The sequence below is a fragment of the Bradyrhizobium sp. LHD-71 genome (assembly GCF_031157255.1).
Lineage (GTDB): Bacteria > Pseudomonadota > Alphaproteobacteria > Rhizobiales > Xanthobacteraceae > P52-10.
In genome coordinates this window covers 118,687-144,365 of sequence record NZ_JAVIFX010000009.1, presented here as the reverse complement: position 1 = coordinate 144,365, position 25,679 = coordinate 118,687, and the positions used below count along the sequence as shown (strand labels likewise).

The 25,679-nt window shown below is 62.9% G+C and carries 25 protein-coding genes and 1 riboswitch; of the genes, 9 read left to right on the top strand and 16 right to left on the bottom strand.

Annotated features, from left to right (window positions below; genetic code table 11):
• Positions 1–2 precede the first annotated feature (2 nt).
• Both thiD and RCO31_RS12050 read right to left on the bottom strand, forming a co-directional pair.
• Complete coding sequence (gene thiD, locus RCO31_RS12055) at positions 3–830, bottom strand: bifunctional hydroxymethylpyrimidine kinase/phosphomethylpyrimidine kinase (RefSeq protein WP_308968583.1); 828 nt, start codon at positions 828–830, stop codon at positions 3–5.
• On the bottom strand, positions 827–1,612 hold the full coding sequence (locus tag RCO31_RS12050) for a hydroxyethylthiazole kinase (protein WP_308968582.1): 786 nt from the start codon (positions 1,610–1,612) through the stop codon (positions 827–829). The genes thiD and RCO31_RS12050 overlap by 4 nt, the downstream gene beginning before the upstream one ends.
• Positions 1,603–1,721: riboswitch (TPP riboswitch) on the bottom strand. It overlaps the preceding gene by 10 nt.
• Positions 1,722–2,005: 284 nt before the next feature.
• Between RCO31_RS12050 and RCO31_RS12045 the strand changes: the two genes are divergently transcribed.
• Positions 2,006–2,242 (top strand): Lrp/AsnC ligand binding domain-containing protein, encoded by a 237-nt coding sequence (locus tag RCO31_RS12045; RefSeq protein ID WP_308968581.1) that lies wholly within the window; start codon positions 2,006–2,008, stop codon positions 2,240–2,242.
• A gap of 12 nt (positions 2,243–2,254) precedes the next feature.
• On the opposite strand, the gene RCO31_RS12040 is transcribed toward RCO31_RS12045, so the two are convergent.
• The 7 genes from RCO31_RS12040 to RCO31_RS12010 all read right to left on the bottom strand — a co-directional run bounded on the left by RCO31_RS12040 (position 2,255) and on the right by RCO31_RS12010 (position 11,023).
• Entirely contained in the window at positions 2,255–3,199 is a 945-nt protein-coding gene (locus RCO31_RS12040; RefSeq protein WP_308968580.1) for a DMT family transporter, read from the bottom strand.
• Positions 3,200–3,338: 139 nt separating this feature from the next.
• Positions 3,339–4,253: a cytochrome c gene (locus RCO31_RS12035; protein ID WP_308968579.1), complete on the bottom strand. Its 915-nt coding sequence runs from the start codon at positions 4,251–4,253 to the stop codon at positions 3,339–3,341.
• A gap of 122 nt (positions 4,254–4,375) precedes the next feature.
• Entirely contained in the window at positions 4,376–4,807 is a 432-nt protein-coding gene (locus tag RCO31_RS12030) for a cytochrome c (RefSeq protein ID WP_308968578.1), read from the bottom strand.
• A 137-nt stretch (positions 4,808–4,944) separates the two neighbouring features.
• Positions 4,945–7,245 (bottom strand): xanthine dehydrogenase family protein molybdopterin-binding subunit, encoded by a 2,301-nt coding sequence (locus tag RCO31_RS12025; RefSeq protein WP_308968577.1) that lies wholly within the window; start codon positions 7,243–7,245, stop codon positions 4,945–4,947.
• Between the two features lie 101 nt (positions 7,246–7,346).
• Positions 7,347–8,876 carry a murein biosynthesis integral membrane protein MurJ gene (gene murJ, locus RCO31_RS12020; RefSeq protein ID WP_308968576.1) on the bottom strand — a complete coding sequence of 510 codons (1,530 nt, stop codon included), beginning with the start codon at positions 8,874–8,876 and terminating at the stop codon, positions 7,347–7,349.
• An 82-nt stretch (positions 8,877–8,958) separates the two neighbouring features.
• Positions 8,959–9,972 (bottom strand): Gfo/Idh/MocA family oxidoreductase, encoded by a 1,014-nt coding sequence (locus tag RCO31_RS12015; protein WP_308968575.1) that lies wholly within the window; start codon positions 9,970–9,972, stop codon positions 8,959–8,961.
• 220 nt (positions 9,973–10,192) lie between these two features.
• A complete protein-coding gene (locus tag RCO31_RS12010) occupies positions 10,193–11,023 on the bottom strand; it encodes a transaldolase family protein (RefSeq protein WP_308968574.1) in 831 nt (276 codons plus the stop codon).
• A 135-nt stretch (positions 11,024–11,158) separates the two neighbouring features.
• Between RCO31_RS12010 and RCO31_RS12005 the strand changes: the two genes are divergently transcribed.
• A complete protein-coding gene (locus RCO31_RS12005; protein ID WP_308968573.1) occupies positions 11,159–12,151 on the top strand; it encodes a lysylphosphatidylglycerol synthase transmembrane domain-containing protein in 993 nt (330 codons plus the stop codon).
• Position 12,152: 1 nt separating this feature from the next.
• Here RCO31_RS12005 and rfaE1 read toward each other — a convergent pair whose 3' ends face one another.
• Entirely contained in the window at positions 12,153–13,625 is a 1,473-nt protein-coding gene (gene rfaE1 / locus RCO31_RS12000) for a D-glycero-beta-D-manno-heptose-7-phosphate kinase (protein WP_308968571.1), read from the bottom strand.
• Positions 13,626–13,638: 13 nt separating this feature from the next.
• Positions 13,639–14,619: an ADP-glyceromanno-heptose 6-epimerase gene (gene rfaD, locus RCO31_RS11995; protein ID WP_308968570.1), complete on the bottom strand. Its 981-nt coding sequence runs from the start codon at positions 14,617–14,619 to the stop codon at positions 13,639–13,641.
• A 175-nt stretch (positions 14,620–14,794) separates the two neighbouring features.
• Here rfaD and waaF point away from each other — a divergent pair, with 175 nt between their 5' ends.
• Complete coding sequence (waaF, locus tag RCO31_RS11990) at positions 14,795–15,868, top strand: lipopolysaccharide heptosyltransferase II (RefSeq protein ID WP_308968569.1); 1,074 nt, start codon at positions 14,795–14,797, stop codon at positions 15,866–15,868.
• Positions 15,865–16,398: an HAD family hydrolase gene (locus RCO31_RS11985; RefSeq protein ID WP_308968568.1), complete on the top strand. Its 534-nt coding sequence runs from the start codon at positions 15,865–15,867 to the stop codon at positions 16,396–16,398. Before waaF ends, RCO31_RS11985 begins: the two co-directional genes overlap by 4 nt.
• A 34-nt stretch (positions 16,399–16,432) precedes the next feature.
• Here RCO31_RS11985 and waaC read toward each other — a convergent pair whose 3' ends face one another.
• On the bottom strand, positions 16,433–17,371 hold the full coding sequence (gene waaC / locus RCO31_RS11980; RefSeq protein WP_308968567.1) for a lipopolysaccharide heptosyltransferase I: 939 nt from the start codon (positions 17,369–17,371) through the stop codon (positions 16,433–16,435).
• A 324-nt stretch (positions 17,372–17,695) separates the two neighbouring features.
• Here waaC and galE point away from each other — a divergent pair, with 324 nt between their 5' ends.
• From galE to RCO31_RS11965, 3 genes are all read left to right on the top strand, one after another.
• The gene (gene galE, locus RCO31_RS11975) at positions 17,696–18,709 is read left to right on the top strand and encodes a UDP-glucose 4-epimerase GalE (RefSeq protein WP_308968566.1); all 1,014 of its coding nucleotides are present in this window, start codon (positions 17,696–17,698) and stop codon (positions 18,707–18,709) included.
• 101 nt (positions 18,710–18,810) lie between these two features.
• On the top strand, positions 18,811–20,631 hold the full coding sequence (locus RCO31_RS11970; protein ID WP_308968698.1) for an ABC transporter ATP-binding protein: 1,821 nt from the start codon (positions 18,811–18,813) through the stop codon (positions 20,629–20,631).
• Between the two features lie 36 nt (positions 20,632–20,667).
• On the top strand, positions 20,668–21,357 hold the full coding sequence (locus RCO31_RS11965; RefSeq protein ID WP_308968565.1) for a fumarylacetoacetate hydrolase family protein: 690 nt from the start codon (positions 20,668–20,670) through the stop codon (positions 21,355–21,357).
• A 190-nt stretch (positions 21,358–21,547) separates the two neighbouring features.
• Here RCO31_RS11965 and RCO31_RS11960 read toward each other — a convergent pair whose 3' ends face one another.
• Positions 21,548–22,417, bottom strand: coding sequence for an SDR family oxidoreductase (locus RCO31_RS11960; RefSeq protein ID WP_308968564.1), 870 nt, complete (start codon positions 22,415–22,417; stop codon positions 21,548–21,550).
• Positions 22,418–22,799: 382 nt separating this feature from the next.
• Here RCO31_RS11960 and RCO31_RS11955 point away from each other — a divergent pair, with 382 nt between their 5' ends.
• Positions 22,800–23,036: a hypothetical protein gene (locus RCO31_RS11955; RefSeq protein ID WP_308968563.1), complete on the top strand. Its 237-nt coding sequence runs from the start codon at positions 22,800–22,802 to the stop codon at positions 23,034–23,036.
• Positions 23,037–23,084: 48 nt separating this feature from the next.
• Here the strand turns inward: RCO31_RS11955 and RCO31_RS11950 are convergent, their stop codons facing one another.
• Positions 23,085–23,510, bottom strand: a complete 426-nt coding sequence (locus RCO31_RS11950; RefSeq protein WP_308968562.1) for a PAS domain S-box protein — start codon at positions 23,508–23,510, stop codon at positions 23,085–23,087.
• 162 nt (positions 23,511–23,672) lie between these two features.
• Positions 23,673–24,959: an amidase gene (locus tag RCO31_RS11945; RefSeq protein ID WP_308968560.1), complete on the bottom strand. Its 1,287-nt coding sequence runs from the start codon at positions 24,957–24,959 to the stop codon at positions 23,673–23,675.
• A 157-nt stretch (positions 24,960–25,116) separates the two neighbouring features.
• On the opposite strand from RCO31_RS11945, the gene RCO31_RS11940 reads away from it, so the two are divergent.
• Positions 25,117–25,281 carry a hypothetical protein gene (locus RCO31_RS11940; protein WP_308968559.1) on the top strand — a complete coding sequence of 55 codons (165 nt, stop codon included), beginning with the start codon at positions 25,117–25,119 and terminating at the stop codon, positions 25,279–25,281.
• 62 nt (positions 25,282–25,343) lie between these two features.
• On the opposite strand, the gene RCO31_RS11935 is transcribed toward RCO31_RS11940, so the two are convergent.
• On the bottom strand, positions 25,344–25,559 hold the full coding sequence (locus tag RCO31_RS11935; protein ID WP_308968558.1) for a hypothetical protein: 216 nt from the start codon (positions 25,557–25,559) through the stop codon (positions 25,344–25,346).
• Positions 25,560–25,679 lie beyond the last annotated feature (120 nt).

Genomic DNA, 25,679 nt, shown 5'->3' with positions numbered 1-25,679 from the left:
CCTTATCGTCCGCGTGAATTCTCGAACGCGTGAAAATGATGGACCGGCCCGTGGCCCTTGCCAACCCGCAAGCGATCGGCCGCGGCAATCGCTGCGCTGACATAGGCCTTGGCGATGCGCACGGCGTCCTCGCGTGATTGGCCCTTGGCAAGACCGGCTGCGACCGCGGACGAAAGTGTGCAACCCGTACCGTGCGTGTTTTCCGTCCTGATGCGCGGAGCCGACAGCCGAAGCGCGGAATCTGCCGTCACGAGGTAGTCCGTGCTTTCCGGCCCCTGGCCGTGTCCACCCTTGATCAGCACTGCCTGACAGCCGAGCGTGAGCAGCTTCCTGCCCTGGGCTTCGACCTCGGCCTCGCTCGCTGCAACCGGCACATCGAGCAGCGCCGCGGCTTCCGGCAGGTTCGGCGTGATAATCTGCACGCAGGGAATGAGCTGCGTGCGAAGCAGATCTATTGCGTCCGGCGCCAGCAGCTTGTCGCCCGACGAGGCCACCATCACCGGATCGAGCACGACATGTGCAGGCTTCCAGCGCGTCAAACCCTTGACGATCGCCGCGATCGCATCGGGCTGCGAAACCATGCCGATCTTCACGGCCTTGATATCGAGGTCATCGAACACCGCATCGATCTGGGCAGTGATGAAATCAGGCGGTGTGTCGTGAATGCCGGTGACGCCTTGCGTGTTTTGTGCGGTCAATGCCGTGATCACCGACGCGCCGTAAACGCCCAACGCGGAGAATGTCTTCAGGTCTGCCTGAATGCCCGCGCCGCCGCCGGAGTCGGATCCGGCGATGGTCAGAGCGATCGGAATTTCCGGTTCGTTGCTCATGCTTCAGCCCAGCCGTCCTGCAAAATCGTCTCCCGGGTCATTCCGTGCAGCACATCGAGGATGGCGAACGCAAGACTGCCGGGCCCGTCCGAGCGGTCGGCCGCCAATTCGCCGGCGAGCCCGAACACCATCATCGCCGATGCCGTTGCCAGCCAGCGATCCCGATCGACGGCGAGCGACGCCGCAACGAACGCGGAGCCGGCGCACCCCATGGCCGTGACCAGGCCCATCAACTCGTCGCCGTTGTGCAAGCTCACAAGTCGTACGCCGTCGGTGACGATGTCGACCTCACCGGACAACGCGACGATCGACTCGTTCGCTTTCGCGAATTTGCGCGCACCATCTGACGAAGGCGCTTCGCCCGTCAATGCCGCCAATTCCGCCGCATTGAGCCGGATCACCGCCGGCCTGCGCGCGATCAGCGTGCGCGCGAATTCCAGCCGTGGCGGCGACCGGTCGACGAACACGGGATCGAGCACCCACGGCAGGCGCTTGGATACGGCAGCATCAACTGCGATGGCGATCGCCTCGCGTCGTTCGCCGTCGAGCGTGCCCAGATTCACCAGGAGATTGTCGGCGCTCGCCACAAATCCCGCAATCTCGTCCACCGACGTCGTCACTGACGGCGTCGCGCCTGCCGCCAGTAGCGTGTTGGCAGTAAACGCCTGCGCCACAGTGTTGGTGATGCAATGCACGCGGGGCGGCTTTGCGCGAAGCCGCACAGGAAGCGCTGCGGCATACTCGATAACAGCAGAAACAACGTCAGGAACAACGTCCGACATCTCAAACTCCCTCCGCCGGAATGACCCGGATCAGGTTCGATGGGTTGGCGTATTCGCCTCTCAGCCCGTTCCCGCGCTCAAAGCCCGGTGGGCACCCCGATGAGATCAATCACTTATCTAGCGCCTCTGACCGGCGTCAGCAAGTGAGCTTGCCAGCCTCGTGCCGGCACTTTGAAACTCCTGCACCACCTGCAGCGAGCTCGCACCAGGGAATTTCAAATCGAAAAGCGGCACGAGCTTGATAAATTTGCTAGTGTCCCTCTTGGTTCTAACGTTCGCCGAGGTTGCCGCAAGGTGATGCGAACGTTAGAACCGAAGCACTAGTGCGGTGAAACGGAGCACTAGCCGGTTTTTGCTGGATTGCAGCACGATGGTCTCCGGAGGTCTTGGGCAATGGTACCTTTCTTTGTGCAGATCAAGTGCGAGCTCGGGCGGGCCTATGACGTCGCCGACGCACTCGCACGTGCGGAGATCGCCTCGGAGATTTATTCCACCGCAGGCAATTACGATTTGCTGGTGAAGTTCTACGTGGAGAGCGGCACCGATATCGGCCACTTCGTCAACGAAAAGGTGCAGGTCATTCCCGGCATCAAGGACACCTACACGATCATCACTTTCAAGGCGTTTTGAGGCCGATCCGCATTATCCTCTGGGTGCGGCGATCTCCTGCTCCGCCTTCGGCCGCTTCAGACCAAGCTGCCGCTCGCGCCAGACGACGAACAGGCCGGCGCCTGCGACGATGACCGCACCGACAGCAACAAGCGTCGCGGGCACTTCGCCGAAGAACAGATAGCCGAGCAGAAAACCCCAGATCATCGACGAATAGTCGAACGACACCAGAAAGGACGCCGGCGCGTAATGGTGGCTGCTGGTCGAGATGATATGCGCTGCCCCGCCGGCGATACCGGCGCCGATCAGGCATCCGAGTTCGATTCCGTTCGGCGCGATCCAGCCGAACGGCAGCGTTACCAGCCCGCCGATGGCGATGAACAGCGAGAAGTAGATGACGATAGACGACGTCGTTTCAGTTCGCGTGAGCCGGCGCACCTGGATCACGGCGATCGCGGAAAAGACCGCATTGCATATCGCCAGGGCGAGACCGGTCGCTAGCACCGGCGTCATCGCCGCGTGCTTGGACACGTCCAAATAGGGGATCAGCATCACGATCACGCCGGAGAAGCCGACGATCACCGCCGACCAGCGGTAGATGTGCACGACCTCCTTCAGGAAGATCGCCGCCAGCACCACCACGATCAGCGGGGTCACGAACGAGATGGCCGTCACGTCGACGATCGGCAATCGTGCCAGCGCCGCGAAATAGCAGAAGGCCGAGGCGATGCTGAGTGTGCCACGCTGCACGTGCCCACCGAACCGCTTCGTCTGCCAGCAGCGTGACAGCTCGCCAAGCGCAGCGTAGAAGATCAGGATCGGGACGAACGCAAAAATCGCGCGAAAGAAGATCACCTGGCCGACCGGGAAGCGGTCGCCGAGGTAGCGCACCTGCACCGCCATGGTTGCAAACAGGAACGCCGCACTCAGCTTCATGACGGCGGCAGTGACGAAATCTCTCTGGGAATAGTGGATCATCGCGCGCGCTGTGCGCGGAACTCTCGCGCAAATCGGGAGTGCCTAACAAACACGCTGACGCGGCCGCGAAAAGCACGCAAAACGCATGCCCGCATGCGGACCAAATGCCACGGCGCTCGATGGGCCGAAAACCTGAAGATCAGGATTTTCCAGGGCGTTTCGGGCCTTCGATGGACGGGAGGGATTTCAGATAGACCGCGATCGCCATCCGATCGTCAGCACTGAGCTGCGCCATATTGGCGATCACGCGCGTCATCAACCCGCCGGCCGAATCACCCTCCGGCGTCTGTCCCGTTTCAAGGTAGTAGGCAATGTCCTTGTCTGACCACGACGACAAGCCCTTCGCGGTGATATTCGGGATCCAGCCCTCGCCTTCCGGGTTCGGTCCACCGGCGAAGCGTTGCGAGGCGATGATCCCGCCAAGCGCGTTGCGCGGGCTATGGCACTCGGCGCAATGGCCCGGCCCGTTCACCAGATACGCGCCGCGGTTCCACTGCTCTGATTTCGATGCGTCGGCCGTAAACGGCCTGTCATCAAAGAAGAGCAGCTTCCAGACGCCGATGTTCCGGCGGATGTCGAACGGAAACCGCAGTTCGTGATCGCGCACTTTGCCGGCTGCCTGTGGCAAAGTCTTGAGATAAGCGAACAGATCACGCACATCTGCGAGCTTCATCTTCGCGTAGGACGTGTAAGGAAACGCGGGAAAGTAGTGCGTTGCTGACGGCGACGTGCCCCTCAGCATCGCCGTAACGAAATCGGCTTCCGACCAGCGGCCGATGCCGTCCACCGGATTGGGTGAGACGTTCGGCACGTAGAACGTGCCGAACGGCGAGGCCAGTGCCATCCCGCCCCCAAGCAAGGTGGGATCATCTTTACTGGTCGCATGGCAGGACGCGCAGCCACCGGCGTTGAACATCGTCTTGCCGTTCGCGATATCGGGCGCATAGGCAGGCAGCGTACTGGCCGGGACCGTCGTAGGTTGTGTTACGACCCAGTAGATGCCGACTGCGGCGACTGCGGTCGCAAGCACGAGCGCCAGAAATTTCTTGAGCATCGTCCTGCGTCTCACAAGGTTCAAGCCATCGTCAAAATTGGTGGCACGAAAAGCAAATCGGCTCGAGACGAATCAAAAAGGCGGGACCGCACCGCGATCCCGCCGATTTCAAAACAGAGAGCCTATCTCTTGACCCGATAGTCGTTGTGGCAGCCGCCGCAATTCTTTGCCACGTCGTTGAACGCCGCCTTGAAGCTGTCCAGATCCGTGACCTTGGCTTCCGCAGCTTTCGCGTCCGCTCCCATCTTCGCAAACCTTGCGTCGAAATCCGCCTTGGCCTCCCAGATTCGCGCGTGCGCGGCCGTGTCACCTTCCTTCGAATCCGGCGGGAACAAGGCGGGTGCCTTTGCCGCAGTGTCCTGATAGCTCGCAAAAACCCCCTTCGCCTTTGTCAGATCGAACGGCTCTTCGCCCTTGACCATCTTCGACGCGATCGCCGTTTGACCTCCAGTGGCCTTCATCAGCGCCTTTCGGGCGGCGATTGCATCCTGCTGGGCAATCACTGTCGACGCACCGAACGCCACAGCGGCGACGGCAATCAGGACTCGAATCATCAATATTCCCTCCGTTTTCGCGGCTCACCCCGCACGCAAACCCGGCACGACCCCTCGCCGTCCGGTGTCGGCACTCCGCCAACACCAGCTAGCGAACTTTATTCCAATTCTAAATTCACGATCCCGGTATTCGCCCCTCACAGCCGGTGCCGGCGCTCATGCTCGCGAATCGCAACCCAGACCCGCTCCGGGGTCGCCGGCATGTCGACCGAGTCGATGCGATATTCCCGCCACAGCGCATCGATCACGGCGTTCATCACCGCCGGGCACGCGCCGATGGTGCCTGCCTCACCCGCGCCCTTCACCCCCAACGGATTTGTCGTGCACGGGACGTTGTGCGTCTCGAATGCGAAGGATGGCGTGTCGTCCGCACGCGGCAGCGCGTAGTCCATCAACGTGCCGGTGACGAGCTGTCCGTCGTTCGGATCATAGACCGCCTGCTCCATCAGCGCCTGGCCGATGCCCTGCGCGGCACCGCCATGAATCTGACCGGCGAGCAGCAACGGATTGAGCGTTACACCGAAATCGTCGACGATCACATAGTCGACGATGCGCGTCGCGCCGGTGGCCGGATCGATCTCGACCTCGGCGATGTGCGTGCCGTTCGGGTAAGTCCCGGCCGCCGAACCGAAGCTCTCGCTTGCGGAGAGCTTTTCCGCGTCGCCATTCGCGCGCTTCGCCACGTCAGCGAAGGAAATCGTGCGATCCGTGCCGGCAATTTGCAGGCGCCCGTCGCTGATTTCGATGTCCGCGGAACTTGCCTCAAGCGCTGCCGCGGCAAGCTCCTTCAGATTTTCGCCGAGTTTCTTGGTAGCGCGCTCGACCGACACGCCGCCGATCGGGATAGAGCTCGAGCCGCCGGTGCCTGCGCCCGTGGCGATCAAGTCCGTATCGCCCTGGATGACGTTGACGCGCTCGGGCGGCACGCCGAACTGCTGCGCGACAAGCTGGGCGTACGCTGTCTGGTGTCCCTGCCCGGTCGATTGCGAACCGATCAACACGGTGACGTTGCCGTCCTCGCCGAGCTTGACGACCGCAGTTTCCGGTCCAACGACGCCGCAGATTTCGACATAGGAAGCCATGCCGATACCGCGGATGAAACCCTTCTTCTTCGCCTCCTTTGCGCGTTTCGGAAATCCCTTCCAATCGATCCTGTCCTGCGCGAGCTTCAGATGCACGACGAACTCGCCCGAGTCGTAAACCTTGCCGGTCGGCGTCGTGTACGGCATCGCCTTTGACGGGATGAAGTTCTTCTTGCGCACTGCGTCGGGGGCCATGTCCAGCTTGCGAGCGCATGCATCCACGAGCCGCTCGATCACATAGGCCGCTTCCGGCCGGCCCGCGCCGCGATAGGCATCGACGGGCACGCTGTTGGTGAAAATCGCACGCACGCGACAATGGAACGCCGGGATCTCATAAAGGCCCGGCAGCATGCCCGCTCCACCGTAGGGGATGTACGGCCCGAACATCGACAGATAGGCGCCCATGTCCGCGAGCATGTCGACGTCCATCGCCAAAAACTTCCCCTCGGCATCGAGCGCCATGCGTGCGTGGGTGACGTTGTCGCGGCCGTGGCTGTCGCCCAGGAAGTGATCGGCGCGATCGGCGACCCACTTCACGTTCTTCTTCAGCTTCCGCGCGGCGAAGGCGGCAAGGAAGTATTCGCGATACGGAAAGATCTTGGTGCCGAAGCCTCCCCCGACGTCCGGGGTAATGACGCGAACCTTTTCCGGCGGCAGACCGAGGATCTGGCAGAGGAGATCGCGCTGGCGGTGGCTGCCCTGGCTGCCGAGCGTGACGGTGAGATGGTCGCGCTTGGCGTCGTATTCGGCAACGACGCCACGCGTCTCCATGTAGTTCGTCACCAGCCGCTGATTGACAATACTGACTTCGGCGACGGCGTGCGCGTTGGCGAAGATCGCATCGACCTTCGCCTTGTCGCCGATCGGTTTGTCGTAGAGCACGTTAGCGGGAAAGTCCTCCCAGATGACGGGAGCGCCGTCCTTTGCGGCAGCGCTGACGCCGGTGACAGACGGCAAAGTCTGCCAGTCGATATCGAGCGCCTCGGCCGCATCACGCGCCTGCTCAACGCTGTCGGCGACAACAAACGCGACCGCGTCGCCGACGTGGCGGGCCTCATCCTTCGCGAGGATCGGATAGTCCGGCACCTTGAACGGAGCGTCGGGAAAGTTGAAAAGGCACGGCAGAAGACCGAGCTCCGCCACGTCCTCCGCCGTCAGCACGGCGGCGATGCCAGGCATTGCCTTGGCCGCCGACGCATCAATCTTGAATTTGGCGTGCGCGTGCGGCGAGCGCACGATCACCGCATGCAGAAGCTTCTCGGGGGCGTGATCGCTGGTGTAGCGGCCCCTGCCGCGAATGAGGCTGTCGTCCTCTTTACGGACAACGCTTTGCCCGACGCCGAATTTGATTGTCATCTTGTGTCCGCTTGCAATCTGGAGGGCCCGTTTAGGATCGCTCTAATGTAGGTCGATTTCGGGGCGGAGCAAACTGGGCAAAAGCGAAGATCAACACTCGACTAACGAATAAGCAAGGTCATCCAGCGGCGGCCAAATAAGGCGATAATGGCCACGACGTAGGTGACGGCACCAACGATGACCAGCAGGGCAAGCGTGAGCTCCTCCCGCCCAGCAGAAACGTTCGACAAAAGCTGTGGCGCACCAAACCTCGCGGTGGCCCACAGTGCGGCCGTCAGCAGCAGTGCCGCGACGGCGAACTTCAGGATCACAAGCTGCATGGAGCGGTCGAACGTCAGGTACTTGGCGCGAGCCGCCAGCCAAAGCACAATCAGCAGATTGACCCATGCGCCGATAGCCGTCGCAAGCGCCAGCCCCGCCTGCGCGAGCGTACCGACCAGGGCCACCTTTGCAGCAATATTGACGCCGACACCGATCAACGCGGCCTTCGCCGGCGTGGCCGTATCCTTCCGGGCAAGGAACGACGCGACCGCGCTGCGGAGCAGCACGAACGGCAGCAGGCCGACCGCGTAGGCCGCAAGGGTCGATGCAGCGTTGGCTGCGTCCGCTGGCGAGAACGCTCCGCGCACAAACAGCGCACGCATGATGGTATCGGGCACCACGAGGAATGCGACCAGGAACGGCATCGTCAGCAGCAGCGTCAGGTTAAACACCCGCCGCTGCGCGTTTGCCGCGCCCTGCTCATCTCCGGCCGCGAGCAGTTTCGACATCGCCGGCAGCAGCACCGTGCCCGCGGCGACGCCGATGACGCCGATCGGCAGCTGGTTGAGACGATCCGCGTAATAGAGCGCCGCAAGCGCGCCGGTCGCCAGAAACGAACCAATGATCGTGTCTGCAAAGGCCGCAATCTGCGGCCCCATGGAGCCGATCGTCGCGGGGGCCAGCGAGCGAAAGAAGCTGCGGACATCCGCGTCGAACTGCGGCCAGGTCAGTCGCGGAAGCGCACCTTGCCGGCCGACGTCGACTGCCAGCAACAACACCTCAAGCACGCCTGCGACCAGCACGCCCCACGCCGCCGCGTGTCCTGCAGTCGGGAAGAATGCAGCCAGCGCCAGCGCCACCATGATCGACAGGTTGAGCAGGATCGGCGCTGCCGCAGCGGTCGCATACCGGTTCATCACGTTGAGGATCGCGCCGTAGAGGGTGACCACAGTGATGAGCAGCAGATACGGAAATGTGATCCGCGTCAGTTCGATGGCGAGCGACCGCCGCTCTGGATCATCGGAGAATCCTGGCGCCAGCAGGGTGATCAGTTGCGGCATGAAAACAAGTGCCAGCACGAGCAACAGCGCCTGGACAATCAGCAGCATGGTGAAGATGCGGTCTGCAAATCGCTTTGCGCCCGCCTCGCCTGCCCCGCCGCGCAAGTGCGCGTAGGCCGGCACAAACGCCGCATTGAACGCGCCCTCGGCGAAGATCGCCCTGAAATGATTGGGCAGCCGCTGTGCGACGACGAAGGCATCCGCCAGCGGCCCCGCGCCGAGAATCGCCGCCATCACGATGTCGCGCGCGAACCCCGCGATGCGCGACAGGAGCGTGAAGCCGCCGAAGGTGAAAATGCCGCGGAACATCGGCTGGTTCTACAGGAACGCCGCAAAGCGCAAAACGGTCAAGATATGCCGCACGCGCGATGCGCACAGCAAGATGCGCCGGCTATGCAATTGCCGCGCGTCGCGGCTCGACCTGCAGATTCGGCTTGTCGCGCTTCGATGACGAGGACTCCAGGCATTGGATTGCAATCTCAAGGCTCGCCACGCCCTCGTCACCAGTAACGGCGGGGCTGGCGCCGGAACGGACCGCGCCGACAAATGCAGCCAGCTCACTGCGCAGCGGCTCCTCATAGCCGACCGACAAATGCCGCATGGAGTAGCTACCGTCAGGCTGAAAACCGAAACACTCGGTGACCTGCCGCGTCAGCAGATCGCCCATCACGTACTTGCCGCGCGTCGCAACAGTGACGTTACGAGCCTTGAACGGCGTCAGCCAGTTGGTGTTGATATGCGCGAGTACACCCGAGGCAGTGCGGAATTGCAGCAGGGCGATGTCCTCGCGTTCGGCGACCGCGCTGGAAAGCTGCGGCTGCACCTCGACGATCTCGGATTCGGTGAACCAGCGGATCAGGTCGATGTCGTGCACGGCGAGATCGATCACCACGCCGACGTTCGACATCCGCGGTGGGAACGGTCCGACGCGGGTGATCGCGATCGAGAGAATTTCCTCGCCCTTGATCGCCTGCTTGACCGTCTCGACCGCCGGATTGAAGCGTTCGACATGGCCGACCATCAAAGTGACATTGGCTCTTCGCGCGGCCGCGACGATCTCGTGCCCCTCTTCAACGGTCGAGGCGATCGGCTTCTCGACCATGACATGAACCTTCTGCGCGATGCAGGCGAGCGCAATCTCGTGGTGCAGGTGAGTCGGCGCAGCGATGGTCACCGCATCGACGCCTTCGCGCAAGAGATCCTCGAAAGTTGCGAAGGTCCGGCAGCCGATCAGATCAGTGGCGCGACTGCGATGGGCGTCGAGTGGATCGGCGATGCCGACCAGCGTGACATCCGACAATCCGCCGAACACCCGGGCATGGTTGCTGCCCATCACGCCCGCGCCGATCACACCGACGCGCAAGTTCTTGCCGATCCCAACCGAAGTCTTACCCGCCAACGCCATCCGCTGTCCCTGCAGCCGAACCCCAAGACTTGAACCTCAAGACTTGAACTCAAGACCTGAACTCCAAGTCGGGCTGAAACCCCAAGCCGGGCTGAAAGGCGCACCTCACAACCGACTCTGTACCGTTTAGCACGCCAGCCCACCGGCCGCTAATTGCGACCGGTGCCCGTCCAAACACCTTTTGATTCAGACAATTACATCGAGGCAGATGACGCGCGACTCACTCAGCCGCGTGCAGCTTGTCCGACGGCGGCAGCGTGATTCCCGCCGCGAGCGCGTCGTCGCGGAACGCCTTGACCGCGCCGAGGGCCAGCTCTGCGCCGGTCTGGGTGCCGAGACCGGGCAGCTTGTTCAGGACATCCGCCGGGGCGGTGATGATGTGGCATCCCATGTCATGGGCTTCGACCACGTTGAACACTTCACGTGTAGAGGCCCAGATGATTTCGACATTTTGCGTCGCGCGGGCACGTGCAACCGCATCGGCGACGATCGGCCGATAGTCGATGCCGACATCACCGAGGCGACCAGCAAAGACGGAGACGCAGGCGGGCGCGCCGCCCTCCAGCGCGGTGACCGCCTCCGCCACCTGTTCGGACGTGAAGATCGCCGTCATGTTGATCTTGATGCCGTCCCGCGACAGCGTCCGCACCGCGTCGAACATCGGCTCGCCGCGCGTCGTCGACACCGGGATCTTGGCGTAGACGTTCTTGCCCCAGGACGAGATCAGGCGTGCTTGCGCGACCATCTCCGGGATGTCGTCGGAAATCACTTCGAACGAGATGTGCCGGTCGGGAACCGCGGCGACCAGTTCCCGTGCATAGGCCACGTAATCCGTCACGCCGGCCTTTTTCAACAGCGACGGATTGGTCGTGAAACCGGAAATCCAGGCGTTGCGGGCCATGGCGACGATCTGCGCCTTGTCGGCGCCGTCGGTGAAAAGCTTGACTTTCAAGGATTCCAGACGGGGAACCATGGGTTTGTCTCCGTTATTCATTTCCCTTACTCGCTCGCCGGGACCACCGCAACGCCCCTGACCGGCGCCGGCCGACACATTCTCCGGCCCATACGACAATCGTTAAATTCGAGCCCTTGCCAGACCGTTGCCGAAACCATACCAAAGCAACACCTTCGCGCTCAACCGGCCGAGATTCCCGGTCCTGCTCACCTCCCGCAAGACGTCAACGGCATGCGCAAGCTCTTCTTCCTTGCTCTCAAGATCGCGATCTCCGCAGGACTGCTATACCTTGCGCTGAGCGGTGTGAATTTTCCGGCGATTCAGGCGCGCCTTGGCTCGATCGATCTGGGCTGGATTGCGACGGCGGTCGCGGCGACCGTCATCCAGCTCGGCGTCGCCGCCTTGCGCTGGCGCGAAATCGCCAACGCCTGTGGTGCGCACCTTTCGACCCACGCCGCGCTGCGTTTCACTCTCGTCGGCGCGTTCTTCAACCAGACATTGCCGTCGACGATCGGCGGCGACGGGGTTCGCCTTTGGCTCCTGCAGCGGCACGGTACGACCTGGCAGGCGGCAACCTATTCGGTGCTGGTCGATCGCGCGGTCGGCCTGATCGTGCTGGCGGCGATCGTCGTCATCAGCCTGCCATGGAGCTTGCGGCTCATCGAAAACGAGCATGGGCGCCTGGCACTGGCCCTGCTCGATTTCGCAGCGATCGCAGGCTGCATCGTCTTTCTCGTGTTTGGACGACTGTCATGGCGATGGATCCAGGACATCTGGCCGGCACGGCACCTCCAGGGATGTGCGAAGCTCGCAAGCCACGTCATGTTCGACCGGCGGATCGGCCCGCGGGTTCTGCTTCTGTCGCTGCTCAATCATCTCCTTTCGGTCGCGATTGCGACCTGCGCCGCGCTGGCGATCGCAGCGCCGGTGTCGTTCGGGGAGATGCTGCTGCTGATCCCGCCGGTCAACCTCATCACCATGGTGCCGATCTCGATCGCCGGATGGGGCGTACGTGAGCAGGCGATGCAAGCTGCCTTCAGTCATGCCGGACTCAGCACTGCGGACGGCGTCACCATCTCGCTCCTGTTCGGCGCGATCTACTTCATCGTCGGCGCAGCGGGCGGGCTGGCCTGGTTGCTGAGCTCGGAGAAGTCGGCGAAAGGCGCGGCGGCGATGGACGATGAGGATGGTGTGCCCGAGCCGCAGCCGAAGCCGCAAGCGTGAGTTATCCGCCGCCCTGCTTGGCGCGGTCGACAAGCGAAGTGGTGCTGAAGCCGGGAACAAAGTCGACGAGGAGCACCTCGCCGCCAATCGCGTCCATCACCTCATGGCCCACCACCTGGTCCCGGGGGTAGTCGCCACCCTTCACCAGCACATTCGGCTTGATCTGCTCGATCAGGCGCAGCGGCGTGTCCTCTTCGAACATCACCACGAGATCGACCGCCTCGAGGGCGGCGAGCACCTCGGCACGCGCGCGCTCAGTCTGCAGCGGCCGCTCCGCGCCCTTGAGCCGGCGCACCGACGCGTCGGAATTGATCGCAACGACGAGCCGGTCGCAGGCAGCGCGGGCATCGGTGATCACCTTGATATGCCCGGGATGGAGGATATCGAAACAGCCATTGGTGAAGCCGACCCGCATGCCCTGCTTGCGCCATTGCTTCACCCGCGCCTCGAGCGTCTCGGCGGTGAGCGCAATCTTTTCCTCGATCACGAGCGAGGCATGCGGCAAGACGCGCGCGCGCAGTTCGGGCAAAGAAACCGTCGCTGTTCCCTGCTTGCCGACCACCACCGAAGCCGCCGCGTTCGCGTAGCGCAAGGCCGTTTCCCAATCCGTCCCCGTCGCCATGACGACGGCAAAGGTTGCGACGGCCGTATCGCCGGGACCCGACACATCGATCACCGGCCCCGGATATGCGGGGACGTGCACGGCGCTGCCGTCCGCGCGGACAAGGCTGGCGCCATGTTCGCTGCGTTTGACCAGCAGCCCCTTGCCCTGGAACAGCTTGATGGCCTGGAAGCCGGCCTCGGCGACCTCCACATCGCTGCCGACATGGCGACGCGTCGCCTCTGCCAGTTCCTTGCGGTTCGGCGTCACGATCGTCGCACCGCGATAGATCGATAGATCCGGATTTTTCGGATCGACGACCACCGGCTTGCCGGCCTTGATCGCCGCATCGATGACCTCGCGGATCACCCGCGGTGTCAGTACACCCTTCGCGTAGTCGGACAGGACGACGACGTTGGCGTGCGGTATCGCGTCGAGGGCCTTGTCGATCAATTCCTGTTCGACATCGGGCTGGGCCGCGTGCGCGAATTCCCAGTCGGCTCGCAGCAGATGCGTCGAGAAATGCTCTGACACGAAGCGCATCTTGCGTGTGGTCGGCCGCGAAGGATCAACCACCAGCTTTGGCTCAATCGAACGCTCATGTGCGAGCCTTGCTGCGATGATGTGGGCCGCGTCGTCCCGGCCGATCAACGCGACGAAGATGCATTTTGCTCCGAGCGAAGCGATATTGCGCGCCATGTTGCCGGCGCCGCCGATCATGATGTCGGTATGGTTGACGGCCAGCACCGGCGCTGGCGCCTCGGGCGAAATGCGCGAGACTTCGCCGTACACGAATTCGTCGAGCATCAGGTCACCGACGCACAGCACCGTCTGACGCGCGATATCGGAAGCAACTTGATCGAAGCTGAACATGTCGCGATTGCCCTTAGCGATACGGATCGGGCTTGTCGAGAAACCCGGTCACGTATTGCCGGACGGCGTCTTCGAGTGAAGTGAAACCGCCGTTGTAACCTGCAGCAAGCAGTCGTTCCATCCTGGCCTGCGTGAAATACTGATAGCCGGCACGCATGTTGTCCGGCATCTCGACATATTCGATGTTCGGCTTCGTGCCCAAGGCAGCATAGCCGGCCAGGATCAGCTCGCGAAAACTGCGCGCCGTTCCCGTTCCGACATTGAAGATGCCGCTGGCGCTCGGCGTCGCAAGCAGCCATTGCACCACCCGCACCACGTCGTCGACATAGATGAAGTCGCGCCGCTGGTCACCGTCGGCAATGCCTTCCCGGTAGGATTTGTATAACTGTACGGGCCGTCCCGCCTTGACGTCGGCAAAGCGCTTGGCGAGCACGTTGATCATCGTGCCCTTGTGGTATTCGTTCGGCCCGAACACGTTGAAAAACTTCAGCCCGGCCCAATGCGGCGGCATTTTCTCGTGTCTTGCAACGCGCTCGGAGACCAGGAGATCGAACAGGTTCTTGCTCCAGCCGTAGAGGTTCAGCGGGCGCAGGGCCTTCAGCGTCGGCACCGACCAGTCATCGTCAAACCCATGCGAGGCGTCGCCGTAGGTCGCAGCCGACGACGCGTAGATGAAGGGCGTACCGGTCGCCGTGCACCAGTCGAGCAACCGGGTCGGCAGGATGAAATTGGTCTGCATGACGAGGTCGCCGTCGATCGCAGTCGTCTCCGAGATCGCGCCGAGGTGGATAATGGCATCGAGTTTGCGGCCCTCGAGCCATTGCAGCAGTTCCGCCGGACCGACGAAAACTGCGATCTGGCGCTTGGCCAGGTTGCGCCACTTGCCGTCGGTTCCAAGATGGTCGCACACGGCGATATCGGCGCGTCCCGCGTCATTGAGCGCGGCAACCACGTTCGATCCAATAAAGCCGGCCCCGCCGGTCACCAGCAGCATGATAGTTTAGGTCCCCGAATTTGCGCGCAACCATTGCCCCAGACCCGGCGGGCGGGCAACCTTCGAAGGCGGATCAAGCGCAGCTAAAGACATGGACACTGGACGCGCCGGTCCGAAGCCGCTAAGGCGCACAAGCTGGCACGCGCCGCATCGGCAAAGGCAAGCCTTTGATACAATGAGCGAAATTCTCAGAGAACCAAATCGGACGGACATCAGCCCGATCCTGCTCATTCCCTATATGTGGATCGGCGATTTCGTTCGCTGCCACACCGTCGTGCGCGTGCTGAAGGGGCGCTGGCCCGACCGGCCGATCGACGTGCTCACCGACAAAACCTGCGCGCCGTTGGTCGATTACATGCCCGGTGTCCGCAAAGGCATTGTCTGGGATCTGCCGCGACGCCGACTCGCGCTAGGGGCCCAGTTCGCGCTGGCCGCCGAGTTGCGCAAGGAGAGCTACGGCAGCGCGCTGGTCATGTCACGCAAGTGGAAAGCGGCGCTCGCGCCGACGCTCGCCGGTATTCCCGAACGAACCGGTTTCATCGGTGAAGCCCGCTTTGGGCTCGTCAACGACTGGCGACGCGGCGAAAAGGACCTGCCGCGTATGGTCGATCAATGCGCAGCCCTCGCGTTACCCGCGAACGCTCGCCTTCCGCACGAATGGCCGATGCCGCAACTCGTCGTCAGTCGGGACGATGTCGCTGCATGGCGATTTGCCAACAAGCTCGGCGACCGACCGGCGATCACACTTGCGCCAGGTGCGGTGGGTCCCTCCAAGCGCTGGAGCTATTTTCCGGAAGCTGCGCGGACCCTGGCAGACATTGGCTTCGACGTGTGGGTGGTCGGCGGTCCCGGCGAAAAGCAGATTGCAGCCGAGATCGTTCAGGCCGGCGGTGCGCGCGTGCGCGATCTCACCGGCAATGATCTTCGCAACGCAATCCTCGCGCTCGCCGCCTCACCGCTGGCGATCTCGAACGATTCCGGCCTGCTGCATGTGGCGGCGGCGATCGGCACGCCGGCGGTCGGCATTTTCGGCCCGACCAGTCCGGATCTCTGGAAGCCGCTGAACCCGATCGCGGCAGTGATCCAGAGCCGAACCGACGTGCCATGTCGCCCCTGCCACAAGCCTGTCTGCCGAATGCAGCATCACGCCTGCATGCGGGACATTCCGACGTCTGAGGTAATCGAGGTCGCGCAGCGCGCGCTGGCCGGAGCCGGACTGCTTGCAACGGCTGCGAGGCAGGCGCCGTGACCTCCGCAACAAGACCCGCGGCCTTCCTCGATCGTGACGGCGTGATAAATCACAATGACGACGGCTATATCGGCACGCGCGATCGCTTTCGCTGGATGACCGGGGCAGCGGAGGCCATTCGTCAACTCAACGACGCCGGATATTGGGTCTTCGTCGTCTCCAACCAGTCGGGTGTCGCGCGCGGATTCTTCACGGAAAATGATGTCCGCGGCCTGCATCGCTGGATGATCGCCGAACTTGGCCGTCAGGGCGCGCGCGTCGACGACATTCGCTATTGTCCCTACCTCGCCGAGGCCACGGTCGCGGCCTATCGCAAGGACAGCGATTGGCGAAAGCCAAAGCCCGGCATGATTCTCGACCTGATGCGGAACTGGCCCGTGGAACGCGCGAAGAGCTTTCTGATCGGTGATGGTGCAACCGACCTTGCGGCGGCGGAAGCCGCCGGCATCACAGGTTATTTGTTCGAGGGCGGCGATCTCGCAGCGTTCGTCGCCGGATGTCTCAAGGCGTGTACGACCGGCGAGCGTTGACGAACTGTCGGTGTCGGCCTTGCAATGACGCGATCTAAAGCAGTTGCTCCACGCCAGCTATGACCTCGCTCGCCACCGGCGCTCGCTCCACGCCGGTGACGATGACGATACGCCCTGCCCCGACCGGTCCGGTCAATCCAGGATCGGACGACACATAAATGCCCGCGAGCGGTACCTGATAGGCTGCTGCGAGGTGCAGAAGTCCCGTGTCGACACCGACGACGAGGGATGCCGCGGCAATAACCTTCGCCGTCGCATCGAGCGGCTGGCGTTCCAGCACGCGGCTGTCGGGAATCGCGGCGCACAGCCGCTCGGCTCTCAGTTTTTCGACCCCATCACCCCAGGGCAGCACGCATTCGAAACCTTTGCCATGCAGCCAGCGGCCGAGTTCGATCCAGCACTCCTCAGGCCATTCCTTCGCGACACGTGACGTCCCGTGCAGCAGCATCGCATAGCGATCGGACGACTTCGCCGCACCAATGAGGCCATAGTCGATGGCTGCTGTGGGCTGATAGCCGAGCGAGAGCCCGGTCAGCTTGCGATTTCGCTCCACGGCATGCAGCGCACGAGAAACCCTGTGCCTCACGTCATAGAACCGTGACGCCAACGGCTCCTTGATGCTCTGCGCATCGTAGCCGTGGCGTTGCCCCTGCGCGGCGCGGGCCAGGATCGCCGAGCGGATCAGGCCCTGCGCATCGATCACCCTATTGAAGATCGCCGGACGCAACCGCGCCCGGAACGCCCTGATCTCCCGCCATGTTTCGCGCTTGAGGAACTGCTTGCGCCACCGGCGCGTCGCAACAGGAATAACCGCATCGACGGCCGGATGCAGGCCGACCAGCGGGGCGAATGCTTCCTCCACTACCCAGACGATCTGCGCGTCCGGGAAGCGCTGCCGAGCATCGGTCACCGCGGGCATGTGGTGGACGACATCGCCAAGCGACGAGGTCTTGATGAAGAGAATACTGTCCATCGCTAGTGTCCCGATTCTAACGTTCGCATCACTTTGCGGCAACCTCGTCTGCAGAAGTTAGAATCAAGGGGCGCCAGCAACTTCATGAAGCGAGTGCGCTTTTTGGATTTGAGCTTTGCACGCATGACTCAGCCGGCAAGGATGGTACGAACGTCAAATCCAGCTCACTCGCGAGAACTTGCTCATCCATTTGACCAAATTCAGAATTCAGCAACCATACCGGATGCAAAACTCCTCTGCGACGCCTGATCTGCCACTGCTCATAACGACCATTCCACATTTGACCGCGACAGTCGGGCGAGGCAACCAAGGAACAGTCACTTCATGACCGTGCTCGTGACAGGCGGCGCCGGCTACATCGGCAGCCAGATGGTGCATGCGCTGGTGGACGCGGGCGAAACCGTCGCCGTGGTCGACGATCTTTCCACCGGCTTCTCACATTTCATCCCAGAGGGCGTGCCGCTCTATATCGGCGACGCCGGCGATGAGAACCTGGTCGAAGGCGTGATCCGTTCGCACGATATCGAATCGATCATTCACTTTGCTGGTTCCATCATCGTACCGGACTCGCTGCGCGATCCGCTTGGCTACTACCGCAACAATACCGTTTCGTCGCGAAACATCCTGGCGAGCGCCGTCAAATGTGGCGTGAAGAAATTCATCTTCTCGTCGACTGCCGCCGTTTACGGCAATCCGGAGCGGACGCCGGTGCCGGAGGACGCGCCGACGCGGCCACTGTCGCCCTACGGCACCTCGAAGCTCATGACCGAGATCATGCTGCGCGATACGGCGATCGCTCACGACCTGCACTATGTCGTGCTGCGATACTTCAACGTCGCCGGCGCCGACCCGAGGCTGCGCTGCGGCATTGCCGTGCCGGGTGCAACTCATCTGTTGAAAGTCGCGGTCGAGGCCGCGACCGGCCAGCGCAGCAAGCTCGACATCTTCGGCACCGACTATCCGACACCGGACGGCACCTGTATCCGTGATTTCATCCATGTCAGCGACCTGGCGCAGGCGCATCGCGCCGCACTCGCTTACCTGCGTGGCGGCGGCCGCTCCGACACACTGAACTGCGGCTATGGACACGGATATTCGATTCGCGAAGTCATCGAGGCCGTCCGTCGGGTTTCGGGCCGGACCTTTGCCGTCGATGAAGCGCCGCGCCGGCCGGGCGACATCATGACGATGATTGCCGATACGCGGAGGCTCCGCGCAACCCTCGACTGGACGCCGCAGTTTGACAATCTTGACACGATCGCCGCGCACGCGCTGGCGTGGGAAGAAAAACTGCTGCGCGAACGCGCGACCGCACAACGCGACGTTGTTCCGGCCTGACGCCTATTTGAGGGTTTATCCGTCTGTTTTGACTTGAAAATTCGCTGCCAAGCGGGCAATGAGGCCGCATGCTCGGGCGTTCAATCGGCCCGCAAGGCAGGATGCGGACAATTTCCAGTTCGAACGACAGCAAGCTTTCGATCACGCAGGACCCGCATGGCGCGGCCCTGTTGATTCGGCGGTTGATCAAGGAGCAGGGCGCAACCTACTGGCGGCGCTACCTGCTCTCCTTCGTCCTGATGTCGATCGCGGCCGGGGCGACCGCGCTTACGACCTACCTTCTGAAGGACGTGATCAACGCGGCGTATGAACAGCGCGATTTCAAGACCATTCTCTGGCTGTCGGCGGCGATCGCGGCGATCTTCACGATCCGCGGGGCCGCGACCTACGGCCATTCGGTGAATCTGTCGCGAGTAGCCAACGCAATCCTTGCGCGCAATCAGCGTCAGCTGTTCGCCAAGCTGATGCGCGAGAACATCGGCTTCTTCTCCGATCGCCATTCATCCGAGTTCATCGCGCGGATGACCATGGGTGCAAGCGCGATCGCGCAAGTGCTCAACCTGTTGATCACCTCGATCGGTCGCGATCTGTTGACGCTGATCGGCCTTGTGATTGTGATGGTCGTGCAGGATCCGCTGATGGCGCTGATCGGCCTCCTGGTCGCGCCGCCTGCACTGCTCGTGCTGCGCAAGCTGATGCGACGCATGCGCGGCCTTGCCGGCAACCAGTTCACGGGCAACGCGAACATCCAGGAAACGATGCTGGAATCGCTGCAGGGCATCCGCACGGTCAAGGCGTTCACGCTTGAACAGACGATGCAGCATCGCATCGACAGCGACATCTCCGCGGTCGAAGCCAACGCCAACAAGATGGCGCGGGTTTCCAATCGCTCCAGCCCGCTGATGGAGACGCTCGGCGGCCTCGCCATCTGCGCGACGCTGATCTACTCCAGCTACCGGATCGTCGAGCAAGGCGCTACCCCCGGCCAGTTCATGTCCTTCCTGGCTGCGTTCCTGCTTGCCTACGAGCCTGCGAAACGGCTCGCCCGGCTCAATATCGATCTCAATGCGGCTCTTGTTGGCGCGCGCAAGCTGATCGAGATCGTCGACAGCCCCTCGACCGAGCCGGACGACAACGACAAGCCTGCGCTTGTCCTCAAAGACGCGCGCGTCGAATTGCGTGACGTGACGTTTGCCTATCGGCCGGGCGAGACGGTGCTCGATCGCCTGAGCCTCGTCGCCGAGCCGGGCAAGGTGACGGCTCTGGTCGGTCCGTCGGGCGGCGGCAAATCGACGGTGCTCAACCTGGTGCTGCGGCTCTACGAGGCGCCGAGCGGCTCGATCCTCATCGATGGGCACAACATCGCACAGGTTTCGCGACGCAGCCTGAGGCAGCAGACCGCGTATGTCGGACAGGACGTGTTTCTGTTCCGCGGCACCATCCGCGAAAACATTGCGTTCGGAAAACCAGGCGCGACCGACGCGGAAATCGTCGCGGCCGCTAATGCGGCCTGCGCGCACGACTTCATCATGAGCTTCCCGCTCGGCTACGATACGCCGGTCGGCGAGCACGGCACTCAGCTGTCAGGTGGTCAGCGGCAGCGGATCGCGATTGCGCGTGCGCTGATCAAGAATGCGCCGATCATCCTGCTCGACGAAGCAACGGCCGCACTCGATTCGGAGTCCGAGCGGCAGGTGCAGGAGGCGATCGAACACCTGTGCCAGGACCGGACGACGCTGGTCATCGCTCATCGTCTGCATACGATCATGCATTCAGACACCATTCATGTGATCGAGGGCGGACAGGTGGTCGAATCCGGCAGCCATGACGACTTGCTCCGCCGCAATGGGCGCTACGCCTCGTTCTTCCGTCTGCAGTATCGCGATATCCGCCCGCTGGCGCTCGCTTCAAGCGGCGCCTAAGGTGGCCTTGCCTTCATCTTCATCCCGAGATCATCCATGAGCACATCGTTCGTCATCGCGCCGCCGGCGCAGCCGCAAATTCCCGTCGCCGGCACCACGCAGGCATTTCCGGTGCGCCGCATCTGGTGTGTCGGGCGCAACTATCTCGAACACATCCGCGAACTCGGAAATGACGAGCGCCAGCCACCGTTCTTTTTCGCCAAGCATGCTGACATGGTCGCAGCGGACGGAGCCGTGATCCCCTATCCGCCACTGACCAAGGACATGCACCACGAGGTTGAGCTGGTCGTCGCGCTGAAGAGCGGCGGCGCGGACATCGATCCTTCGCGCGCCCTCGATCACGTCTACGGGTATGGGGTCGGCGTCGACCTGACGCGTCGAGACTTACAGATGGCTTCGCGCAAGAAGGAGCAGCCTTGGGAGATCGGCAAATCGTTCGATCAGGGCGCTCCTTGCGGGGCGCTCCGACCGGCAGCCGAGATCGGCCATCCGGACAAGGCCCGCATCTGGCTCAAGGTGAACGGCGAGATGCGGCAGGACGGCGATATCGCGCAGATGATCTGGAACACTGCCGAGATCATCGCAAAGCTCTCGCAACAGGTGTCGGTGGGCGCTGGCGACGTCATCATGACCGGCACCCCTGCCGGCGTCGCCGCTCTCGCTAAAGGCGACGCGGTCGCCTGCGGCATCGACGGTATCGGCACGCTGAACTTTTCGATCAAATAGCCGACAGTCCTCGCGAACGCGAAGACCGCGCTTATGTTGTCGATGCAGGCTAGTGTCCCGAATCCGAAGTTCGCTATACTTTGCAGCGAGCTCAGAGCGAACTTCGGATTCGATCGGGACACTAGCAAGTTTATGATTCTAGTGTCGACGGAGTTGCGGCAACGATGGTGCGAATTTCTGATCCACGACACTAGCGTGGCGTTTCGGGTATCAGCTCGCGGATCGGCACGAACACCGGCATCCGCACCGAACGGCGAAGACGGTCGCCGCCATCGATGACCGCCGTGTGGCCCGTGATGTAGGCCGCGTATGGCGAGCAGAGGTAGGTCGCGAGCCAGCCGAGTTCATGCGTGCGGCCGACGCGCAGTGCCGGTATTCGGTTCCACTCGGCCTCGTATCCGTCCGGCCGGTTCGCACGCATTGACGCAGTATGGTCGTCGTGCGGAAACAGACCGGGCGATATCGCATTGACGCGAATGCCGTCCGGCGCCCACTCCACGGCAAGCGTTTCGGTCAGGCTCGCCACGCCTGCCTTTGCCGCGGCACTGTGCGAATGTCCCGGCGCACCGCCGTCGATGTAGGTCACGAGGATGTTCAGGATGGATCCTGGTGCGCCGCGGGCGACGCAGCGGCGGGCAAACTCCTGGCTGCACAGGAAGGCGCCGGTCAGCACGATATCAACCACAGCTTTCCAGCCGTTGGGACTGAGCCGCTCTGCCGGAATCGGAAAGTTGCCGGCCGCGTTGTTGATCAGCACGTCCACCGGACCCGCGGCCTGGGTGATCTGATCGAACGCGGCAGCCACCTGGGCCGCGTCGCGAACGTCCAGCGCCACGTCGACAGCGCGCCCACCCGCCTCCTCCACCGCGCGCACACCGTTGGCACGGTGCTCTGCGCTACGGCTTGCAATAGCGACGGTGGCGCCAAGGCGTGCGAACTCAGTCGCCATTGCCTTGCCCAATCCCGTCCCGCCGCCGGTCACCATCACCACTTTGCCGACGTAAGTTCCGGACGGAAGCATCGTCCGTCCCTTCTGCGGCGGCTCCGGAAGCCCGCTCATCCAACCCTCCTCCCGATGTCCGTGCCTGTATCGACACACATTTGATCCGCTGTGACAGCGCTCATGGTGCCATGCGCTTCGAGAATAGTATACATGTATACTATATGCTACGGGAGGGAACAACGGGCCGGCGAGAACCTTCGAGAAGTCGCGCACCCTGATGCCGGTGCGCGGTTTCCTCTTCGAGTTAGACCTCTTGGCTTCTTCTTCAATGCGGAGCGCTTGCAGATCGCCACGAGTTCATTGCGCTGGTTGGCGCAACTCGGCCACTACTTAAGAGTCCCAGGCGGCCAACCTTACCGGTTGCTTGAATTGCCACACCCGCAATCGCGCAAATAGGCTATGCTTGTCGGACGGACGGACTAGCAGAGCCGGTTTGATCATGACCGCCGACGCCGCCAAGCGCTTGCTCGAGATTGCCAAGGTGATAGGGCCCGATCCGCAAGGCCGCATCTTTGTCGAACGCGTCCATGCGGTGTTCCGGAATGAAGGCGGCCAAGCTTACGACTATCGCGCGGGCATCGGACGGCTGAAGCGCGACGGGCTGATCGATATGCACGACAGCGGCACGTTCTTTCGGATGTCCCCTGATGGATCTGCCGAGGTGGCGAAATCGTGAGGCCGCGGCACGACGGACTTCCCGCAGATCGGCCGCTCGTGAGCCGCTCTACTTGCTTGCTTCCGCGAGTTTTCGCCGAAGCTCCCGCGTCTCTTCAAATCGGCTCGTGACGTCGCGCATGATGGCGACAAATCCCATGAGGTCGTCAGCTTTTGACTTCAATGGGACTATGGTGAACTCCACTGAAAGATTCCTGCCATCGCTAGCGATGGCAGGAACTGCCAATAGATCGCCCTTTCCATACCGACTATCCCCGCCTTCCATGACATAGCGGTACCCGTTCCAGTGGCGCTTCCTCAATCGTTCCGGAATAATAATGTCCAACGATTGGCCTACGGCGTGCGCGCTGGCGTAACCGAAGATCCGCTCGGCCCCCGGATTCCAGAATACGATCCTCCCGTCCTTATCCGAAGCAACGATCGCATCGGATTCCATCGAAAGGATTGCCCTTCTAACAACGTCCTCGACATCCATTTGTCTGGTCTGACCTTGCGGTGATTGGCGCATCACGGGACGCCCCAAAGTTTTCGACGAGCCTCAAAGTTGCGTGCTCCCGCACACGCTCCGCTTGGACTGGTCGGTTCGGCGGCCTTGCGCCTCACGAGGTATGGATCTTCGTGCTCCAGGCTCGTCTCGCTACGCCGCCAGCGCCTTTTCCACCGCGGCCGCTACCTGGAACAGCTTCCGGTCGTTGCCATGGCGTGCAAACAGCATCAGCCCGCACGGCAACGAGTTGCCCAGCTTCAAGGGCAGGCTGATTGCACACAGGTCGAAGAAGTTCGCGATCGAGGTGTTGCGAAGGAGCAGCGCGTTACGAGCCGCGAAGCCGTCTGGTGTGGCGACCTCATCCATCGTCGGCGCAACGATCGGCGTCGTCGGCAGCGCCAGCACGTCGAGATCGTTGAACGCGGCCTGCATGCGCGAAATCCCCGCCTCGCGGTCGCGCATGTTCTGGATGTAGTCGGCAGCGCTCATCGGCGCCGCTCGCATGATCCGCGCGCGGACGAACGGATCGACGCCGTCGCCGGCTTCGCTCAGGAGCGTGCGATGGATCGCATACGCCTCCGGCGGCGCTATCCCGCCGCGCTCGTTGACGCCAACCATCATGCTCAGGTCGAGCGTTACATCCACGCGCTTTGCGTTTCCAAGCTTGCCGAGCGCCCTCTCGAACGCGGGCGCGACGATGCGGTCCATGTTCTCCAGGACCAGGCCCTGGACGAGACCGATACGGATGCTGCCCAGGTCAGCGGCCTGCAGCGGCTCAGGTCGTTCGGCAGCGAGGCCGGCATCGGCGCGGTAGCAGTCGGCGACGCTGCGCGCCATCGGCCCGATCGAGTCGAGCGCGAACGACAGCGGATAGGCCCCTTCTCTCGTGATGCGCTTCGCAGTCGGCTTGTAGCCGACGATGCCACAGAGCGCTGCGGGGATGCGCGTCGAGCCGCCGGTGTCGGTGCCAATGGTGATCTCGCCGATGCCATCGGCGCAGGCGACCGCGCCGCCTGAGGACGAGCCACCGGGTATGCGCTTGCGGTCCGCCGGATTACCCGGCGTGCCGAAATGCGGATTGGCGCCAACACCTGAAAACGCGAACTCGGTCATGTTGGTCTTGGCGACGATCACGGCGCCCGCCTCTCGCAGGCGGGCGATGGTCGGCGCGTCAGCGACGGCAGGACTACCGCGCTTTGCGAGCACGGCCGAACCGGCCCGCGTCACCTCGCCGGCCACGTCGAACAGGTCCTTGATCGTGACCACCGCGCCGTCGAGCGGGCCCAGCGGCCGGCCGGATCTTGCGCGCGCATCGGCCGCGTCGGCGGCAGCGCGCGCAGCGTCGGCATAGACGGTGAGGCAGGATCGCGCGCCTTCGCCTGTCGGGTCGGCGATGCGGGCCAGGGCAAGTTCGGTTCGTTCGCGGGAGCTCGTCATGCGCGGCAGGATCGCAACTCCGCGCGCACGGCGCAATGGCCCTGCTCGTCAAAGCGGGTCGACGCATCGCTTGTCCATGGCGGCGAGATGTATGTGATCTATCTCACATACGCGCCCTCAAGACTTCGTCATTCTAGCGTCGGGATGGAGAGGGCAAATGAAAGAACTGGCAATACTCGCCGCGGTCTGGCTGGGGATGTTCTTCGCGCTAAGTCGCGTAGCGCGTTATTCGACGCCTTGGGCGATGGTCGGCGCCTGCGCCGCGGCTGGCTTCGTTGGGATCTACGTGTTCTGGATTGACTGGAACCCGCCCCTCCACTGACCCTGCACCGTCGGACACCGCCGAAAGTCGAAACGGCTAACCTGTGCGACGGCCGGCAGTGTTCAAGCAGCCCTGATCGCTTGAGCCCGCTGGATTGCGCGTGCCGCAAGGCTTGCGGACAGCGACACCACCAGCGCCGGTCCGCGCGGCGCAGCCGCCTTTGCGCGGGCGCGTCTTTCGACATCATCCGCAAGCCGCTGCAGCAGGCTGATGATCGCCTTGTTGGTTTCGCGCGCGGCGAGACGCCGATAGCGCAACGCCTTGGCAAACGGGCTCATCGTTCGGCTCCTTCACTCGTCGTCGCACACGAGTCTGCGGCAGAGCAGAAGGCCACTCGCCGCGCCCGTTCCGTCTTCTTCTGTGTCGGGCCTAGACCAATGGTTCAAAACGCGGCACGA

Excerpts from the sequence above, each read along its gene's own strand:
- thiD (WP_308968583.1), bottom strand. The coding sequence starts at position 830 with ATGAGCAACGAACCGGAAATTCCGATCGCTCTGACCATCGCCGGATCC.
- RCO31_RS12050 (WP_308968582.1), bottom strand. The coding sequence starts at position 1,612 with ATGTCGGACGTTGTTCCTGACGTTGTTTCTGCTGTTATCGAGTATGCC.
- RCO31_RS12045 (WP_308968581.1), top strand. The coding sequence starts at position 2,006 with ATGGTACCTTTCTTTGTGCAGATCAAGTGCGAGCTCGGGCGGGCCTAT.
- RCO31_RS12040 (WP_308968580.1), bottom strand. The coding sequence starts at position 3,199 with ATGATCCACTATTCCCAGAGAGATTTCGTCACTGCCGCCGTCATGAAG.
- RCO31_RS12035 (WP_308968579.1), bottom strand. The coding sequence starts at position 4,253 with ATGCTCAAGAAATTTCTGGCGCTCGTGCTTGCGACCGCAGTCGCCGCA.
- RCO31_RS12030 (WP_308968578.1), bottom strand. The coding sequence starts at position 4,807 with ATGATTCGAGTCCTGATTGCCGTCGCCGCTGTGGCGTTCGGTGCGTCG.
- RCO31_RS12025 (WP_308968577.1), bottom strand. The coding sequence starts at position 7,245 with ATGACAATCAAATTCGGCGTCGGGCAAAGCGTTGTCCGTAAAGAGGAC.
- murJ (WP_308968576.1), bottom strand. The coding sequence starts at position 8,876 with ATGTTCCGCGGCATTTTCACCTTCGGCGGCTTCACGCTCCTGTCGCGC.
- RCO31_RS12015 (WP_308968575.1), bottom strand. The coding sequence starts at position 9,972 with ATGGCGTTGGCGGGTAAGACTTCGGTTGGGATCGGCAAGAACTTGCGC.
- RCO31_RS12005 (WP_308968573.1), top strand. The coding sequence starts at position 11,159 with ATGCGCAAGCTCTTCTTCCTTGCTCTCAAGATCGCGATCTCCGCAGGA.
- rfaE1 (WP_308968571.1), bottom strand. The coding sequence starts at position 13,625 with ATGTTCAGCTTCGATCAAGTTGCTTCCGATATCGCGCGTCAGACGGTG.
- rfaD (WP_308968570.1), bottom strand. The coding sequence starts at position 14,619 with ATGCTGCTGGTGACCGGCGGGGCCGGCTTTATTGGATCGAACGTGGTT.
- waaF (WP_308968569.1), top strand. The coding sequence starts at position 14,795 with ATGAGCGAAATTCTCAGAGAACCAAATCGGACGGACATCAGCCCGATC.
- waaC (WP_308968567.1), bottom strand. The coding sequence starts at position 17,371 with ATGGACAGTATTCTCTTCATCAAGACCTCGTCGCTTGGCGATGTCGTC.
- galE (WP_308968566.1), top strand. The coding sequence starts at position 17,696 with ATGACCGTGCTCGTGACAGGCGGCGCCGGCTACATCGGCAGCCAGATG.
- RCO31_RS11970 (WP_308968698.1), top strand. The coding sequence starts at position 18,811 with ATGCGGACAATTTCCAGTTCGAACGACAGCAAGCTTTCGATCACGCAG.
- RCO31_RS11965 (WP_308968565.1), top strand. The coding sequence starts at position 20,668 with ATGAGCACATCGTTCGTCATCGCGCCGCCGGCGCAGCCGCAAATTCCC.
- RCO31_RS11960 (WP_308968564.1), bottom strand. The coding sequence starts at position 22,417 with ATGAGCGGGCTTCCGGAGCCGCCGCAGAAGGGACGGACGATGCTTCCG.
- RCO31_RS11955 (WP_308968563.1), top strand. The coding sequence starts at position 22,800 with ATGACCGCCGACGCCGCCAAGCGCTTGCTCGAGATTGCCAAGGTGATA.
- RCO31_RS11950 (WP_308968562.1), bottom strand. The coding sequence starts at position 23,510 with ATGGATGTCGAGGACGTTGTTAGAAGGGCAATCCTTTCGATGGAATCC.
- RCO31_RS11945 (WP_308968560.1), bottom strand. The coding sequence starts at position 24,959 with ATGACGAGCTCCCGCGAACGAACCGAACTTGCCCTGGCCCGCATCGCC.
- RCO31_RS11940 (WP_308968559.1), top strand. The coding sequence starts at position 25,117 with ATGAAAGAACTGGCAATACTCGCCGCGGTCTGGCTGGGGATGTTCTTC.
- RCO31_RS11935 (WP_308968558.1), bottom strand. The coding sequence starts at position 25,559 with ATGAGCCCGTTTGCCAAGGCGTTGCGCTATCGGCGTCTCGCCGCGCGC.